The organism is Occallatibacter sp. (genome assembly GCF_049582745.1).
Lineage (GTDB): Bacteria > Acidobacteriota > Terriglobia > Terriglobales > Acidobacteriaceae > Telmatobacter.
Window position 1 is genome coordinate 1 of the sequence record NZ_JBAUUO010000148.1, and the last position, 16,855, is coordinate 16,855.

Sequence of the window (16,855 nt, forward strand, 5' to 3'; positions counted from 1 at the left end):
AGCAAGCCTGGTCCAAGCTGAAACAACTCCTGCGAGCTGTGAAGGCCCGCGCGCTCGATCAGCTGGAACCAGCCATCGCGCGGGCCATCGACGCCATCACTCCCCAAAACGCGCAGGCTTTCTTCCGACACTGCGGTTACGGAGTACAGTAATTATGAAAATGCTCTAGATCGTTAAGGGTTGCCTGGGCTTTTCTAGGGATCACGATGAAGCTGATTGCGCTCTAGTGGGGGTGTCCGCCATGCTCGCCGTGCTCGTGCCGCTCGCCCAGATTTGAGTGGCCGTGGCCATCGCGCCTCTCGTTGCCTCTGAAGTGCTCAACGCGACCGGGGCGATGATGTTCATCCCAATGTTCGCCGCGATGCGGATACTCGCCGTGCCACCCATCGTGACGGTCATAGTGGTTATCTACATATCCCCAGAAGCGCTCGCGACCGCGATACCACGGTCCCGCACCAATAAAGATGCCGCCGGGAAACCACTCGGGCCCGTAATATCCATAGGGCGCGCAATCATACGGTGGATAGTCAAAGTAGCCATAAGGACACTCAGGCGGCGGTCCGATCTGCACCGCGATTTGCGCAGGCGCCTTTTGGGGTGAAGCGGCAAAGCAGAGAGCAGCGAATGCAACCAACAATAGATATTTGGATTTACCCACAACTCCTCCTCACATTCCGGTGGGAATCGCGGCATCGACGATAACGAAGAGTCCATCCGAAACCGGCAACGTGCGCGAACCGGCGCACAAAGCCCTGCCGCGTAAACAACAACAATTTGGATGAACGCATCTCGGGATAGGTTTTCGCCCAGGCACCATCGCAGATAGCCCGCGGGCCTTGCTTGAATGAATGCCAGCACATGCAGATTCAAGTCGCCATCAAAAATTGCCTCGTGCTATGTGAATTGCATTTCACAATGCGGTAAACCGGGGTCACCCTGTGTCTCTCATCACAGCCGCTATGCCCCTCAAAGCAGAGACTCCTCGTAGCGGTTTTTCTCCGCAGGCCGCGTTGTGAGGCGAAGCGAATGAGTGAACAGAAAATGGTGATTTTAGACGGCAACGAGGCTGCGGCTTCGGTTGCCTATCGACTCTCCGAAGTGGTCGCAATTTACCCGATTACCCCCTCGTCGCCGATGGCCGAGTGGGCCGATCAGTGGCGCTCGGAGGACAAGAGGAATATCTGGGGCGCATTGCCTGTGGTGGAAGAACTGCAGAGCGAAGGCGGCGCGGCCGGCGCCCTCCACGGCGCATTGCAGGCCGGTGCATTCGCCACCACGTTTACGGCCTCGCAAGGCCTGCTGCTCATGATCCCCAACATGTACAAGATTGCCGGTGAGTTGACACCGGCCACCATGCACGTGACGGCCCGCACCCTGGCCACGCATGCACTATCGATTTTTGGCGACCACTCCGACGTGATGGCCTGCCGCTCGACCGGCTGGGCGATGCTGGCATCGAACTCCGTGCAGGAAGTGGCCGACATGGCCCTCGTTGCGCAGATCGCCACCCTCGAGTCGCGCATCCCGTTCATTCATTTCTTCGACGGATTCCGCACTTCGCACGAAGTGGGCAAGATCTTCCCCATCAGCGACGAGACCATCCGCGCCGTGCTCGACGACAAATACATTATCCAGTTCCGCCAGAACGCGCTCAGCCCCGATCGCCCCCTGCTGCGCGGCTCCGCGCAGAATCCCGACGTCTTCTTCCAGGCGCGCGAAGCCTGCAGTCCCTATCACGCGGCGGTCCCAGGCATCGTGCAAGATGTGATGAACCGCGTTGCCGCGCAGACCGGCCGCGCTTATCACCTCTTTGACTATTACGGCGCCGCCGATGCCGAGCGCGTCATCATCCTCATGGGTTCCGGCGCCGAAGCAGTTGAAGAAGCCGTGGACCTGCTGGTGAAACAGGGCGAGAAAATCGGCCTGCTCAAGGTTCGCCTTTATCGGCCCTTCGACGCAGCCGCCTTCATCAACGCGCTACCCGCCACTGTCAAGTCCATCGCCGTTCTCGATCGCTGCAAGGAACCCGGTGCAGCGGGCGAGCCGCTCTATCAGGATGTCGTCACGGTTCTCGCCGAGCACACTGAGACGCTGCCCTTCGCCGCGATGCCGTCCATTATCGGCGGCCGCTATGGCCTTTCCTCGAAGGAATTCACTCCTGCGATGGTCAAGGGCATCTTCGACGAACTGAACAAGACAGTGCCGAAGAAGCACTTCACCATCGGCATCGACGACGACGTTTCGCACACCAGCCTCGCCTACGATCCCGCGTTCTCCACCGAAGACCCCAGAACCGTTCGTGCGCTCTTCTACGGGCTCGGCTCCGACGGCACGGTTGGCGCCAACAAGAACTCCATCAAGATCATCGGCAGCGAGACCGACAACTACGCGCAAGGCTACTTCGTCTACGATTCGAAGAAGTCCGGCTCGATGACGACGTCGCACCTGCGCTTCGGCCCTAATCCGATTCGCTCAACCTATCTCATCACCCGCGCCAGCTTCGTGGCATGCCACAACTTCAGCTTCCTCGAGAAGATGAATGTGCTGGAAGCTGCTATGCCCGGCGCGGTCTTCCTGCTCAACTCGCCTTACCCCGCCGAAGAAGTCTGGGACAAGCTGCCCAAGTCGACGCAGCAGGAGATGCTGCGCAAAAAGATCGAGTTTTACGTGATCGACGGCTACACAGTGGCGCGCAATGCCGGAATGGGCACGCGCATCAACACCATCATGCAGACCTGCTTCTTCGCCATCAGCGGCGTGCTGCCGCGCGAAGAGGCCATCGCGCAGATCAAGAAGGCCATCAAGAAGACCTACGGCAAACGCGGTGAAGCGGTAGTGCAGAAGAACTTCGAAGCGGTTGACGCGGCGCTGGCACACCTGCACAAGGTTGAGTTGCCCACAGCGGCAACGTCGAACTTCGATCTCATCCCATCGATTTCCAGCAACGCTCCGGAATTCGTTCGCAATGTGCTCGGCGAAATTGCTGCCGGCCGCGGCGATCTGCTTCCGGTCAGCGCCATTCCCGCCGGTGGCGCATTCCCCACGGCGACAGCGCAGTGGGAGAAGCGCAACATCGCTCAGTTCGTTCCCGTATGGGACAAGGATCTCTGCATCCAGTGCGGCAAATGCGTCATGGTCTGTCCGCACGCCGTGATCCGCGCCAAGGTCTACAGCCCCGAACTCGGCGACAAGGCCCCTGCAACATTCAAGTGGGCCAAGCCGAAGTGGAAGGGCATGGAAACCGATCATTACACGCTGCAGGTTGCGCCGGAAGACTGCACCGGTTGCGCAGTCTGCGTGGAAGCGTGCCCGGTAAAAAGCAAGAGCGACGCCAGCAAGAAAGCCATCAACATGGCGCCGCAGGCTCCGCTGCGCGAGGCCGAGCGCGAAAACTGGGAGTATTTCCTCAGCCTGCCCGAGGTGGACCGTGCAAAGCTCTCGCACTCGCAGGTGAAGGATCTGCAACTGCTGCAGCCGATGTTTGAGTTCTCCGGCGCCTGCGCGGGATGCGGCGAAACCGCCTACATCAAGCTGCTCACCCAGCTCTTTGGCGATCGCCTCTACATCGCCAACGCCACCGGCTGCTCGTCGATCTACGGCGGCAACCTGCCGACTACGCCCTACAGCAAGAACGCCTCGGGTCGCGGACCAACCTGGGCAAACTCGCTCTTCGAAGACAACGCGGAATTCGGCTTCGGCATGCGCACCGCGCTCGATCAGCAGAAGACCTTCGCCGAGTTGCTGGTTACGCGGCTCGCATCCGTGATCGGGCCGGAGCTTGCGGCCGACCTCGTGAACGCTACGCAAAAGAGTGAAACCGAAATCGACGCGCAGCGCGAACGGATCAATGTTCTCAAAGCGAAGCTCGCCGGTATCGACTCGTCTGACGCGCGCAACCTGCTGGCCATTGCCGACACCCTGGTTCGCAAAAGCGTGTGGATTCTGGGCGGCGACGGATGGGCATTCGACATCGGCTTCGGCGGACTCGACCATGTGCTCGGCTCCGGCAAGAACGTCAACCTGCTCGTTCTCGATACCGAGGTCTACTCCAACACTGGTGGCCAGTCGTCCAAGGCCACGCCGCGCGGCGCTGTCGCCAAGTTCGCGGCGGCTGGAAAGCCCAACAGCAGAAAAGACCTGGCGATGGAAGCTGTCAGCTACGGCTCAGTCTATGTTGCTCAGGTTGCCCTCGGCGGCAACGACAGCCACGTCGTAAAAGCCTTCCAGGAGGCCGAAGCGCACAACGGGCCGTCGATTATCATCGCCTACGCAAGCTGCATCGCGCACGGCTACGACCTGGTGCACGGACTCGAGCAGCAGAAGCTCGCTGTGCAATCCGGCTACTGGCCGCTGATGCGCTATAACCCGGCATTGCGCGAAACCGGAAAGAACCCGTTCCAACTCGACTCTAAAGCGCCTTCCATCCGGCTCAAGGATTACGCCTACCGCGAAGCCCGCTACACCATGCTCGCGCGCAGCAACCCCGAGCTGGCTGCGTCGCTGCTCAAGGAAGCACAGGACGACGTCGAGCGCCAGTGGCGCGTCTACTCCGCTCGCGCATCCATGCCCGGCCGCGGCGAGACGCCCAACGTTGCGCCTCAAGAGAAGCCTCAAGAAACACTGGCAGCCCCGCCTGCCGGAGGATCCAAATGATTGACGTCTCTACGAAATACCTGGGCCTCAAGCTCAATGGGCCCATCGTAGTTTCCTCTACTCCGATGTCGGAGTCGATCGAGAACGTGCGCCGCATGGAAGACGCAGGCGCGTCGGCCATCGTGCTCACCTCCTTGTTCGAGGAGCAGCTCTCGCTCGAATCGCGCACACTCGATGAGGACCTGTCGCGGGGCACCGAGTCGTTTGCCGAGTCGCTCGGCTTTCTGCCCGATCTCAACGACTATCGCATGACCCACGAGGTCTATCTCGAGCACATCCGGCGATGCAAAGAGGCGGTGAAGATTCCCATTCTCGCCAGCCTCAATGGCGCAACCACCGGCGGCTGGGTTCGATTTGCGCAGGAGTCTGAAGAGGCGGGCGCCGACGCGATCGAACTCAACACCTATGCCCTCGCCACCGATCGCAGCCAGACCTCATACGAGCTCGAAGCGCAGCTGCTTGAGCTCGTCGAGAGCGTCTGCAATGCCGTCAAGGTTCCCGTAGCGGTGAAGCTCTCGCAGTCGTTCACCAGCCTGCCCCACATGGCGGCCAAGCTTGAAGACGTGGGCGCGGCCGGCGTGGTTCTCTTCAACCGCTTCTATCAGCCTGACTTCGATATCGAGGCTCTCGAAGTGCGGCCCACACTGCATTTCTCCACGCCGTCTGAGCTATTGCCGCGTCTGCACTGGGCGGCGATTCTCTATGGCCACCTCAACATCGACATCGCCATCACCGGCGGCGTGCACTCAGCCGAAGACGTGATCAAGACCGTCATGGCCGGCGGCAACGTTGCCATGATGTGCTCGGCGCTCCACATACACGGCATCGATCACATCGGCCGCGTCCTCTCTGACCTGCAGTATTGGCTGGAGAAGCGTGAATTCTCATCGCTCTCTGAAACGCGCGGCTGCCTCAGCCGCCGCTCAGTGCCCGATGTCTCGCCCTTCGACCGCGGGAACTACATCAAGACGCTGAGCTCGTACAGCCTGCGCCAAACGGTGGCAGCGTTCTAAATATCGAAGTTCTTCCTGGGGCTGACGGCGGCCGCACAATTCTCGTGCAGCCGCCGTTGGTTTTGCCGCGCACTTGAGATATACGCGGCAACTCGATCATGCCTTGCGCCGATTCACTCTCTCGTAAAGATACTGCTTCCAACTGTCAGGGAAAGCAGTTTGCTCCATTGCCCGTTCCACCTGGTGAAGATCCTCGCTGTCATACTCCCGCGCGACGTACAAGCGGGTGATCGCCGACACTGGAACGGAATCCGGATCGTGGCTGAGCCGGGTGATCTCGTCCCCGGCGCCAACGTCTCCCTCGCGCGTGACGGCAAGGTAGAAACCGGTTCGCCGGCTCGCGAGAAACCTCTTCACCATTTCGTCCGATTCGAATCGGATGCCGAGTTTGTAGCAGGGAAGCCTTGGCTGGGTGACAAGGACTTCTGTCGAACCAATGGAGAATCGGTCTCCGATATAAACTGAGTCTTCATTTATGCCCTCGACGGTGAAATTCTCGCCAAAGACTCCGATCGGCAATGAGCGTCCCGGCAGTTCGGCTTTCCAATACTCGTAGTGCTCTACGGGGTAGCAATAGACTGCCTTGTATTCGCCGCCATGCACCGTTAGGTCCGATTGTCGGTCCCCGTCCAGATTCAGCTTGCGCAGGGCTACGCGGCTGCTCACCGGCTCCTTGTAAATCGAAGTCGTCACTTTCTGTCCGTGCCAGATAACTTCGCGGGGCAATCCGCAATTGACTGAAATCAGCTTCATAAAGGGCCGTTCGATTGGATGAGACTCCAGGGGCTGCGGTTGCGGGAATTCACAGATATCAATGTCTCACACCGCCCCAGGCACTTATCATTCGTGTGAAAGTCACGCGAGGTCACGAATGACGCTGAACCGTATTGCCGCCGCTTTTTCTGCCACAGTCATCGCATGTTGCACATTCTCTTTCGCGCAGGCCCCTACGAAATACGAGCCTACGCTCGAATCGCTGGATCAGCATCCGCTGCCGCAGTGGTACGCGGGCGCTAAGCTCGGTATCTTCATTCACTGGGGCTTGTATTCGGTGCCTGGCTGGGCGCCGCTCACGCATCCCGACCACGACTTTTCGTCGAACGACTACATCAAGTACGACCCCTACGCGGAGTGGTACCTGAATACGATGCGCATTCCCGGTTCGCCAACGCAGGCATATCAGAAGGAGCATTACGGCGATCAGGGCTATTACGACTTCGCGCCCGTCTTTAACCGCGAATCGAAGAGGTGGGATCCCGACAAGATGGCGGCGATCTTCAAAATGGCCGGCGCTCGCTACGTGGTGCTGACGAGCAAACACCATGAGGGATTCACGCTGTGGCCGAGCACTACGCCGAATCCAAGCCCTACTTTGAAGCCAAATCAGCTGCACGCCGAGCGAGACATTGTCGGCGAGTTGACGAACGCAGTTCAGAAACAGGGCATGAAGATGGGCCTCTACTACTCGGGCGGCTACGACTGGACCTTCAACACGGGGCCGATCGAGGTCAACTCCGACTACGACGCCGTGAAGCCGCAGAGCGACGCCTTCGGCAAGTATGCCTTCGCGCAGATTCACGAGCTGATCGATCGCTACCATCCCGCGATTCTCTGGAACGATATCGACTGGCCGAAGACCGGTAACGCTCTCCAGGTGGAGGCCGACTATTACAACGCCACGCCCGACGGCGTGATCGACGATCGCTTTGGCATCAAACACTCCGACTTTACTTCGCCGGAGTACGAAAAGAAGGATCAAATCAGCGTGAAGAAGTGGGAAGAGTGCCGCGGGCTGGGGCGGTCGTTTGGATACAACCGCGCTGAGGGCGAGAAGGAAACCATTGCGCCAGGCGAACTCATCGCCCTCCTCGTCGACATCGTCAGCAAAAACGGCAACCTGCTGCTCGACGTGGGGCCGGAGGCTGACGGGACAATTCCGCCGGTGCAGATGGAGCGGCTGGAGGCGCTGGGCGCGTGGCTGAAGCAGAACGGCGAAGCGATTTACGACACCGTGCCGTGGACAGAAGCCGTCGGGAAGAGCGTTCAAGGAGACGATCTTCGTTTTACTCGCAAGGGCGATGATGTGTATTTAATAATTCTCGGGAAGCCGAAGGCGAAATTGTTGAGCTTTGAGATGGGCACGCACTCATTTACGTCGATCACCATGCTCGGTGATTCGAAGTTACTTGGATACGAGCAGATGAGCAGAAACTTAGGGATCACGCTGCCGGACCGTTTACCGGGTGACTACGCCTACGTCATCAAGCTCGCAGGTTATGCGCGCTGATCGGTTAAGGAAGTTAAGGGCATATCAAGGACGCGTTGCACGGATTCCTTGAGCATCCTCCGAGCATCAGGCAGCGCCGCTTCTACGGCGGCGCTAAATCCTTCGCGTAACTCAAGTGAGGCTGCGCCGACGGTCAGGAGCAGGGAACTGCGCGGCATCGTGCCGAAGAGCTGCTTGCTCAGCGCGAGCAACTGCCCGGCTTCTAGATGATGCGTTCCAATCTTTGAGTTTTCGGCCGCAGGTTCAACCGGCATCGCGCGCACTTCGCCCGGCGCGCAGTCGGTAGCGCAATCGATAAAGATTACCGACTCCGCATGGGCGACTTCTTCCACCATCTCCGGAGTCCACTGGTGATCGCAGAGCACACGGACGCGCGCATCATCGCGCCAGCGCTCTTCCGCCCACTGGGCAAGAAACGGCCCGACGCCATCATCCTCGCGCAGCGTATTCCCACAAGCGAGGATGAGACATCGGGCCGTTAAAGTCATACGGTCATCGTACTCAGCGGATGACGCGATCGACAACTTCGCCGTCGGCTGAGAGGAGAGTCATCGCCAGGGGCATCTGTCCAAAAGCATGCGTTGAGCAACTCAGGCACGGATCAAATGTACGAATCACAGCCTCAACGCGATTCAGGGCACCGGCGCTAAACTTGCCGTCCTTCACATAAGCCCTGGCTGCCTGCAGAACGCCTTTGTTCATCGCATTGTTGTTGTGGCCTGTGGCGACTACCAGGTTGGCCCAGGTGATCAGGCCGTTCTCGTCCACCTTGTAATGATGGTTGAGGGTGCCGCGCGGCGCTTCGATCTGTCCCGCACCTTCGAGACGATTGACGCCGGCTGTCGCGCGTACATGGGTGTCGAGGATCTGTGGATCGGCAAGGATGTGCTCGATCTTCTCGATGCCGTAAAGCGCTTCTACAAGCCGCGCATGGTGGTAGAAGAATGAGCTCTCTATGGGACCGGAAGCGAGCTGCTTGAGTTCGGCGAGTTCCTGGTCGGCCTTTGCCGTGCCCATGCTCTTGACGATGTTGAGCCGCGCCAGCGGGCCCACGCGGTAGCTGCCTTCGGGATAGCCGAGCGGCTTGTAGTAGACGAACTTGGTGTAACTGTAGTCTTCTACCGCTTCGCCGATGACCTCGGTGAAGCGCTGCGCCGTGATGCCGTCTTCGATGGTGTCACCCTTCGGCCCGATCAACCTCAGCGCACCGTCGGAGAATTCAATGCTCTCGTCTTCGTTGATGAGTCCGAGATAATTTGATGGGAAGTTGGCGAAGACGGAGATCTCCTGCTGAAAGCGGTCGGCGATCTGCTTGTAGGCAGCCAGAGCAAGACTCACATTCGCATAAGCCTCCGGCAGCATGGCGAGGATTTCATCGCGATGTGCGGCGCTCAGGGGTTCAGTGACGCCGCCTGGGATCACCCATCCCGTGTGGATGCGCTTGGTGCCCAGCAGTTCAATGATGTGCTGGCCAAAACGGCGCAGCCCGATGCCGGCGCGGCCAAGTTCAGGCCGTGCTGCCGCGACGCCGAAAATGTGCCGCCGGGCAGGATCGGACTCCATGCCAAGCAGCAGATCCGGAGAGGAAAGATGGAAAAAGCTCAGCGCGTGCGACTGCACCATCTGGGCGAGATTGAGAATGCGGCGCAACTGCGCGGCGGTATGAGGAATGCGCACCGACATGATGGCCTCGCACGCCTTGGCGGAGGCCAGCAGGTGCGAGACCGGGCAGATGCCGCAGATGCGCGCAGTGAGTGCCGGCATCTCGTAGAAAGGCCGTCCTTGCGAGAACCTTTCGAATCCGCGTACCTGGGTTACATGAAAGTGCGCGTCTTCCACTTCGCCCTGCGCGTTCAGCTGGATGGTGATCTTGCCATGCCCTTCGAGGCGGGTTACCGGGTCAATCGTGATGGTCTGCGTCATAACTCGAACTCCTTCGGGGATCAGGCTCCAAAGCGGGTGAGGGCTGGAATGTCCAGCGGCTCACCGGTAATCAGCGCCGTCAGCGCCGTGTGAAAGGTGTCGGCAGAAGGCGGGCAGCCGGGCAGGAAGACGTCCACCTTCACAAATTCGTGAATGGGCCGCACGACCTTCAAAAGCTTCGGCACAACAACGCAGGGAATCTGCTGCTGCAGGGTCGCGTTTTCGATGTAGGCCCGATCGAGGATCGCATCGGGGCCGATCGGGTTGCGCATCGAAGGAACGTTGCCCGTGATGGCGCAGTCGCCCATCGCGATCAGCATCTTCGAGTGGGCGCGAATCTTCCTGATCTTTATCTCGTCGTCGACGGAAGCGACCGCTCCCTCCACCAGCGCGATATCCACGCTATCGGGGAACTCCTTTGTGTCCACGATGGGACTGTAGACCACGTCGACGAGCGCAGCCAGTTCCAGAAGTCTTTCATCCATGTCGAGGAACGACATGTGGCAGCCGGAGCATCCGTCCAGCCATACCGTTGCCAATTTCAGTTTGCTCATTGCGCTTCCCTCATCTGGTTCAGGTAAGGCAGAAAATCCGGATACTTCGGGTGATCGGAGCCGATCTTGCTCTTGTCGAAGAGCGCTCCTGTTGGACAGACCTGTACGCACTTGCCGCAGCGTGTGCAACTGGAACTGCCCCAGGGGTCGTTCAGGTCGGTGATGACGATGGAGTTGATACCGCGGCCCATCACATCCCACACGTGTGCGCCTTCAATTTCGGCGCAGACCCGCACGCAGCGTGTGCACAGGATGCAGCGATTGTGGTCGACCGTGAAGCGCTCGTGCGATGCGTCGACCGTAAGCTCGGGATTGCGATAGGGCAGGCGCACGTGCGTCAGGCCTTGCTTCTGCGCCATCGCCTGCAACTCGCAGTGGTTGTTTGACACGCAAACTGAGCAGACATGGTTCCGCTCGGCGAAGAGCAACTCCAGGATGGTGCGACGGTGCTTCCGCAGCCGCTCGGTATCCGTGCTCACTTCCATGCCTTCAAAGATGTTGGTGACGCAGGCCGGAAACAGCTTGTTGTTGCCCTTGATCTCAACCACGCACAAGCGGCAGGCGCCCACGTCACTGAGGCCGTCGAGTTGGCAGAGCGTGGGGATGTCGATGTCGTTCTCCCTCGCCACTTCCAGGATGGTCTGCCCGGAGCGTGCGCTGATTTCATGTCCGTCGATCAGCAGTGTTTTTACGCCAGGATTTTCGCTCATGCCAGCACCTCCACGGGAGCTTCTTTCAATGCAGTTGCCGCAGCCATGTTGCATACGCCTGCCGGGCAACGTTTGTGCTCGATGTGCTCGAGGTACTCGTTCTTGAAGTAGCGCAGTGTGCTCAACACGGGATTCGGTGCTGTCTGTCCAAGTCCGCAGAGACTGGTTTCCTTGACCGTGGCACAGAGGTCAACCAGCAGGTCGAGATCGGCTATGGTTCCGGCACCTTCGCAGATGCGGGTAAGCAGGGTGTACATTTGTGCGGTGCCGGCGCGGCAGGGAATGCATTTGCCGCAGGACTCCGTCATGCAGAACTCAACGAAGAAGCGCGCTACATTCACCATGCACGACGTATCGTCCATCACGATCATTCCGCCGGAGCCCATGATGGATCCCGCCGCCATCAGCGCGTCGTAGCTGACGCCGAGGCCGAGCATGTCGGCCGGAATACATCCACCCGAAGGCCCGCCGGTCTGGATGGCCTTGAGTTTGTGACCGCCCGGTACTCCGCCGCCGATCACATCGATAATCTCCCACAACTTGATGCCCAGGGGGACTTCGATCAGACCCGTGTGCGTAATTCTGCCGGTCAGCGCGAATACCTTGGTGCCTTTGCTGCGATCCGAGCCCATGTTGAAAAACCATTTGCCGCCGTTGCGCACGATGGGTGCGATGTTGGCGTAGGTTTCAACGTTGTTGATGAGTGTCGGCTTGCTCCACAGTCCGCTGACTGCCGGATAAGGCGGTCTTGGCCTGGGCGTGCCTCGCCGGCCTTCGATCGACGAAAGCAGAGCCGTCTCTTCACCGCATACGAACGCTCCCGCACCGAGGCGAATCTCGATATCGAAGCTGAAGGTTGTGTCGCAGATGCCGCTGCCCAGCAAGCCCCTCCGCCGCGCTTCGCGCAGAGCAGTGGTCAGCCGCGCGACTGCAACGGGATACTCGGCGCGCACGTAGATGAATCCCTTGCTCGCTCCTACGGCATACCCGGCAATCGCCATACCTTCGATCACGCGATGCGGGTCGCCTTCCATCACGCTGCGATCCATAAAGGCGCCGGGATCGCCTTCGTCGCCGTTGCAGACAACGTACTTCAAATCGCCGCTGGCCTTCGCAACCGTGCCCCATTTCAGGCCCGTTGGATAGCCGCCGCCGCCCCGTCCACGCAGTCCGCTCTCGGTGATGCGGTGAATCACGCCGTTCGGAGTCATTTCGGTCAGCGCCGTCAGCAGTGCTTTGTAGCCATCTCGCGAGATGTAGTCGTCAATCTTCTCAGGGTCGATGTGGCCGGCGTTCTCCAGCACCACGCGTACTTGTTTGTCGAAGTGTTCGTTCAGGTCGCACTGCAGCGCGGAAGCCGGCTTGTCGCCCAAGCTGGCTACGATTGCGTCGGCGTTTGCGTCCTTCACACGGTGATACAAAATCTCGTCAGGATCCACGCGCACCAGCGGGCCGGATGAGCATGGCCCCATGCACCCGGTTTTGCGAATCAGGATATTCTTGCCGGATGCCTCGGCGGCTTTCACCAACGCCTCACGCAACTGGCCGGCACCCTGGCTGGCACACGCAAGGTCCATACACACGTTTACTTCCCAATCGAACTTCTCGTTCGCCTGGTGGACGCTGCTGGCAATGTGTTCCAGTTCTTCGATTGTCATTCGACCGCCCACCTTTCCAACTGAGCAAAAACCTGGTCATCCGTTACCTCGCCGGCCACCTGGCCGTCGCAAATCATCACGGGTGCGCGGCTGCAGGCGCCCACACAGCGAGCTGTCATCAGGCTGATCTCGCCGTCTTTGCTCGTCTGTCCGGTCTTTATGCCCAGGCGCTTCTCTGCCGACGCGATCAGCTTGTCTGTCCCCTTGATGTAGCAGGCTGTTCCGGCGCACAAGGTCATGGTGTGCTTGCCGGGCGGCTTCAGGCTGAAGTAGTGATAGAAAGTCACAACTCCGTAGGCCTGGCTCAGGGGCACGCGCAGCGACTTCGCGACAAAGCGGATCGCATCGTCGTCAAGATAGCCGAACGCAGATTGCACGGTGTGGAGTGTTTCGATCAGCGCGTGGCGGGCAAACCCATTCTTGCGCATGGTGCCGTTCACGATCTTCCAGCGTTTGTCGTCGCTTGGCAGCGGTGGTGGTGTGAATGCGGGCACAATCCCTCCAGACATTGATGGCGAAGCACTTACCCTTCTACGCTCCGCTCTTTGTCTGGCCTTGTTTTACCCCCAAGAGCATACGATTGACGGTGACCGTGATCACGCGGTTCGGTGGCAATTTCACAAGGCGGAACATGTTCCTGAAAAGGGGGTAGTGTCCTAGCACTGCGTTGTTGAGAAAACCGTATAGACTTCGGGGATAGCACGGCTGTCTTAGAGTGAAGAAATAGAAGATATGAGCAGAACGCCGCAAGACGAGCAGGTGATTCGCACGGTCAGAAGTGTGTTGATGATTGTGATTCTCACTTCCGGGTCGGTCTATTTAATAGGTGGCCGTGCCTTTCCGCCTCACGGCAATCCGCTCGTCTACAGTCTCGCCATGTCATGGCTTATTTCCATGACCATCGCGGTTGTGAGCAGCGCCATCTTCTTCAGGGTGAACCCGAAGCTGTTCTCCCTGGCAGACTGGGAAAAACAAGGCGAGATCTATGACCGCGCAGGCCTCCGAGCCTTCCGATGGATGCTGTTTCATTCGCCGCTAGGCTGGATTAACGCGAATTTCCATTTGAGAGCCAGCCGCGCCGATTGTGATCGACTGCTAAGAGAAATGAATTCCTCAGAAGCTGTGCACTGGTTGACCTGTCTCGTTTCGGTCATGCTGGCGATCTGGTGTTTTCTCCATGATCACGCCGTATACGGCGACGTCATGCTGCTCGTCAGAATCCCCTTCGACCTATTCCCCATCATGCTGCAACGCCGGAATCGAGGTCGCGTTCGGCGAGTGATGGAACGCCCGGCGCATACCATCTAGAGAGGCGCTATAGTCTGGCGGCCAGATCAGGCTACGCAGTGAGTACTTGTGGAATCCGCGCCATCCTTGAATTTCAAGGCCTTTCAGGACACCACCTGAAAAGGGATGAGTTGTGACGGGTTTCGGGGCGGAGAGTCTTCCGCTTAGCCGAGGGCCGGAAGTCGGTCGGAGATGCCCAAAAGGAAGATCAATCCAATGGCGCAGCTATACACCGCACCGGTCCACGCAATCACGGAGTAGAAGCGCGGATGATGTCCGCCAGTGTTAAAGGCGCCGCCCAGCGAAGCGGTCATGAGCGCATTCATGGCGACAAGGCCAAGGGCAAATGCAGCGAGACCGAGCATGCCCCTTGAGGTTCCGCCAAGATTGGCCGTCAGGAAGAACAACGCGAGCTGGCTGGGCGTCTCCGCGCCCACTCCATGCAGGATCCCGATCACGAAGACCGATTTGCCGTTGTACATCCACTGAAACCGCTCCGGCTTCGGAGCCGACGGGTTCCAGAAGCGGCGCACGCGCCAGGCTATCCACAGCACGCCATTGATGGCGATGGCCAGGCGGCTCTCGATACGTCCGTGCCGGTGCCCGTGCACATCCTTGCGCAGGATACCGGCCACCACCCCAATTCCCAGGACAATCAGCGTCAGGCCGATCAGCCGCTCCGTCCAGTGATCCAGGTTTTCGGGAAGTCCAAGGTGCAGTTGCAGGACTGCGACGCCGAGCGCCACCACGGTAAAGGCATGGCCAAGGGCATAGGTCATTCCCAGCCGCAGCCCGCTGCGCCAGCTTTTCTGAACGGCCGTGATATCTGAGATGGCGGCCAAATGGTCGTAGTCAAACCCGTGCTTGAGCCCCAGCACAAGGCAGGAGCCGAGGGCGGCCATCAGTCTCCAGTCGCTCCAGATCGGGGTCACAGGAGCCCAGTATAGTGCAGGTTCGATATGCTGGCGCGTTCATTCGTCACCCGGCTTCAGCCTTGCCGGCCTTCCCCCAAGGGAGCCCTATTTGGCCTGCGCTTGATTTCCGGGGATCAGCTGAAGCTGATAATTCGAGTAGTCGATCTTGACCACCGTCTGGCCCAGCAGCGCACTACCTGAGATGGCTTGGGCATGGGTGGCCATCGGCAATGCATCCATCTCTTCGTATTGACGCGAAACCTCGGCGGCACTGGCCAGAAAGAAGGCGCTTTTCGAAGCCGTTCCTATTAATTGCACGATGGCGAAGTCCTGGGCATCCACCCACAGTCGTCCTTTGAAGAGATACTCGCTGGTGCGTCGCGGCGTGATATCCAGCACCAGGCAGTCTCGGCCATTCAGGCTATCCCGCGGGTTCGCGTCCAGTCTCATCTCGTAATTTGCACTGTCGATGAGAGCCGTTTCAACGTTGCCGGGCTGGCTCATGCGCTTTTCGTTATCCAGCAGGGTGCGGAGAACTTCGTTGCGCCACAGGGACGAGCCGCTCTGCGACACGATTTCGTAGCTCTTGCCGGTCTGTTTGTTGTAGGTGGTTTTCACCAGCATCTCTGCTGCGAGATGCGCTTCATCCTTCCCGCGAAACACGGCGTAATGTTCGGTGACGGTATATCCGGCGAGCCGATCGATCCGGCTTTTCACCGATGCATCGACACCGCGAACCACGCTGCCAATGTCCGGCGCCTGCTGGGCGACAGTTCGACCTGAAGCGAAGGTGTAAGGAGCCAGAACGATAAGACCGAATTTGGCGAATAAGAGTCGCCGCCGTTCCATCATGATTCGATTCTTTCATGCGGAATGGACTCTATGGATCCATCCGCTTAATTCACGTCGGGCATCGAAGGCCGCACAGTATTGGACACAAAGCGCTCTCAAACAGAACGAGCATCCGGAATTGCTTCCGGATGCTCGCTGCCTTTCGCAACACACCTGGACTTAGTGCGAGGCCGCCGCCTCAGACCGCGCACCGCGCACAGCCGCGAGGAACGCGTGGGCCTGAGCAGGTGGTGGAACCGATCCGGTAAGCACAGAGCGGAAGGTGACGTCTGAACCGTAAACTGCTTTCATCGAGTCATCATCCGGCCGCACCGAAGCGCCCGAAAGGGCGATCCCGGCAAAAGCGCCTTTTGCGCGCGAATAGGTCAGAATCTCGGCATTCATCTTCCAGTCGGTGTTTGCCGACGCGTGACGACCTACCGGTCCCGCTGCCGCGGAGGCATCCGCGCCCACCTTGAACTTGCTCTCGAGCATGTGCTTCATGCCTTCGTCGGTCTGGAAAATCATGACCAGGTCCACACCCTCAACGCCAATCTGAAGGCCCCAGCTTCCGCCGGTAATCGCGAAGAATGCAGGCGCGCTCCATCCATGTTCGGTGCGGCAAGTGGCAACGCCCCGGCCGCCTTCTGCGCCGAACACGAATCCGCCTTTCACCATGTGGGGTACAACGGCTACGCACTTTGCATGCTCCATCACTTCTTCGGGGATCCCCTTGTCGGGAGCCGCCATCACATCGTGCAGCACTGCCGCGGCCTTGTCGAGCCGATCAGTGGTGTCTTGTTTGTCCTGATCCGCCGCGCACGTCATGGCTGCGAGCCCGAATACCGCGAGCGTCATCATCATCTTCTTCATATCATTCACCCTTTCGCATTTACCTGCCGGGACCCCTTGAATGGCCCTCGGGGAGTTTTGGGGGAGGGAACCGATTTCTCGAATGTTTCTTGCTGCGCACGTCGAACGAGTTACTGATCGGCGTTCCCCTCGAATGCCGCTCACCAGTTTGA

Annotated in this window: 15 protein-coding genes; 4 read left to right on the forward strand and 11 right to left on the reverse strand. The window is 59.3% G+C overall.

What is annotated here, in order from left to right; translation table 11 throughout:
* Positions 1-223 precede the first annotated feature (223 nt).
* Positions 224-658 (reverse strand): hypothetical protein, encoded by a 435-nt coding sequence (locus tag WCA10_RS20915; protein ID WP_472824468.1) that lies wholly within the window; start codon positions 656-658, stop codon positions 224-226.
* Between the two features lie 368 nt (positions 659-1,026).
* On the opposite strand from WCA10_RS20915, the gene nifJ reads away from it, so the two are divergent.
* Both nifJ and WCA10_RS20925 read left to right on the forward strand, forming a co-directional pair.
* Complete coding sequence (gene nifJ / locus WCA10_RS20920) at positions 1,027-4,653, forward strand: pyruvate:ferredoxin (flavodoxin) oxidoreductase (RefSeq protein WP_472824469.1); 3,627 nt, start codon at positions 1,027-1,029, stop codon at positions 4,651-4,653.
* On the forward strand, positions 4,650-5,666 hold the full coding sequence (locus WCA10_RS20925; protein ID WP_472824470.1) for a dihydroorotate dehydrogenase-like protein: 1,017 nt from the start codon (positions 4,650-4,652) through the stop codon (positions 5,664-5,666). The genes nifJ and WCA10_RS20925 overlap by 4 nt, the downstream gene beginning before the upstream one ends.
* A gap of 96 nt (positions 5,667-5,762) precedes the next feature.
* Here WCA10_RS20925 and WCA10_RS20930 read toward each other — a convergent pair whose 3' ends face one another.
* Positions 5,763-6,419, reverse strand: a complete 657-nt coding sequence (locus WCA10_RS20930; protein WP_472824471.1) for an MOSC domain-containing protein — start codon at positions 6,417-6,419, stop codon at positions 5,763-5,765.
* 118 nt (positions 6,420-6,537) lie between these two features.
* Here WCA10_RS20930 and WCA10_RS20935 point away from each other — a divergent pair, with 118 nt between their 5' ends.
* Positions 6,538-7,953 (forward strand): alpha-L-fucosidase, encoded by a 1,416-nt coding sequence (locus WCA10_RS20935; protein WP_472824472.1) that lies wholly within the window; start codon positions 6,538-6,540, stop codon positions 7,951-7,953.
* Here the strand turns inward: WCA10_RS20935 and WCA10_RS20940 are convergent.
* The 6 genes from WCA10_RS20940 to WCA10_RS20965 are packed head-to-tail and all read right to left on the reverse strand — an operon-like array spanning position 7,941 to position 13,292.
* A complete protein-coding gene (locus tag WCA10_RS20940) occupies positions 7,941-8,441 on the reverse strand; it encodes a hydrogenase maturation protease (RefSeq protein WP_472824473.1) in 501 nt (166 codons plus the stop codon). The genes WCA10_RS20935 and WCA10_RS20940 overlap by 13 nt on opposite strands.
* A gap of 13 nt (positions 8,442-8,454) precedes the next feature.
* Positions 8,455-9,876 (reverse strand): Ni/Fe hydrogenase subunit alpha, encoded by a 1,422-nt coding sequence (locus tag WCA10_RS20945; RefSeq protein WP_472824474.1) that lies wholly within the window; start codon positions 9,874-9,876, stop codon positions 8,455-8,457.
* Positions 9,877-9,896: 20 nt separating this feature from the next.
* A complete protein-coding gene (locus WCA10_RS20950; protein WP_472824475.1) occupies positions 9,897-10,430 on the reverse strand; it encodes an NADH-quinone oxidoreductase subunit B family protein in 534 nt (177 codons plus the stop codon).
* A complete protein-coding gene (gene hoxU, locus WCA10_RS20955) occupies positions 10,427-11,140 on the reverse strand; it encodes a bidirectional hydrogenase complex protein HoxU (RefSeq protein WP_472824476.1) in 714 nt (237 codons plus the stop codon). The genes WCA10_RS20950 and hoxU overlap by 4 nt, the downstream gene beginning before the upstream one ends.
* A complete protein-coding gene (locus tag WCA10_RS20960; RefSeq protein WP_472824477.1) occupies positions 11,137-12,798 on the reverse strand; it encodes an NADH-ubiquinone oxidoreductase-F iron-sulfur binding region domain-containing protein in 1,662 nt (553 codons plus the stop codon). The genes hoxU and WCA10_RS20960 overlap by 4 nt, the downstream gene beginning before the upstream one ends.
* The gene (locus WCA10_RS20965) at positions 12,795-13,292 is read right to left on the reverse strand and encodes an NAD(P)H-dependent oxidoreductase subunit E (RefSeq protein WP_472824478.1); all 498 of its coding nucleotides are present in this window, start codon (positions 13,290-13,292) and stop codon (positions 12,795-12,797) included. The genes WCA10_RS20960 and WCA10_RS20965 overlap by 4 nt, the downstream gene beginning before the upstream one ends.
* A 238-nt stretch (positions 13,293-13,530) precedes the next feature.
* Between WCA10_RS20965 and WCA10_RS20970 the strand changes: the two genes are divergently transcribed.
* Positions 13,531-14,106, forward strand: a complete 576-nt coding sequence (locus WCA10_RS20970; protein ID WP_472824479.1) for a glycosyl-4,4'-diaponeurosporenoate acyltransferase CrtO family protein — start codon at positions 13,531-13,533, stop codon at positions 14,104-14,106.
* A gap of 143 nt (positions 14,107-14,249) precedes the next feature.
* Here WCA10_RS20970 and WCA10_RS20975 read toward each other — a convergent pair whose 3' ends face one another.
* From WCA10_RS20975 to WCA10_RS20985, 3 genes are all read right to left on the reverse strand, one after another.
* The gene (locus tag WCA10_RS20975; protein ID WP_472824480.1) at positions 14,250-15,017 is read right to left on the reverse strand and encodes a hypothetical protein; all 768 of its coding nucleotides are present in this window, start codon (positions 15,015-15,017) and stop codon (positions 14,250-14,252) included.
* 87 nt (positions 15,018-15,104) lie between these two features.
* Complete coding sequence (locus WCA10_RS20980; RefSeq protein ID WP_472824481.1) at positions 15,105-15,851, reverse strand: hypothetical protein; 747 nt, start codon at positions 15,849-15,851, stop codon at positions 15,105-15,107.
* A gap of 159 nt (positions 15,852-16,010) precedes the next feature.
* Positions 16,011-16,703 (reverse strand): lipid-binding SYLF domain-containing protein, encoded by a 693-nt coding sequence (locus tag WCA10_RS20985; protein WP_472824482.1) that lies wholly within the window; start codon positions 16,701-16,703, stop codon positions 16,011-16,013.
* Between the last annotated feature and the right edge of the window lie 152 nt (positions 16,704-16,855).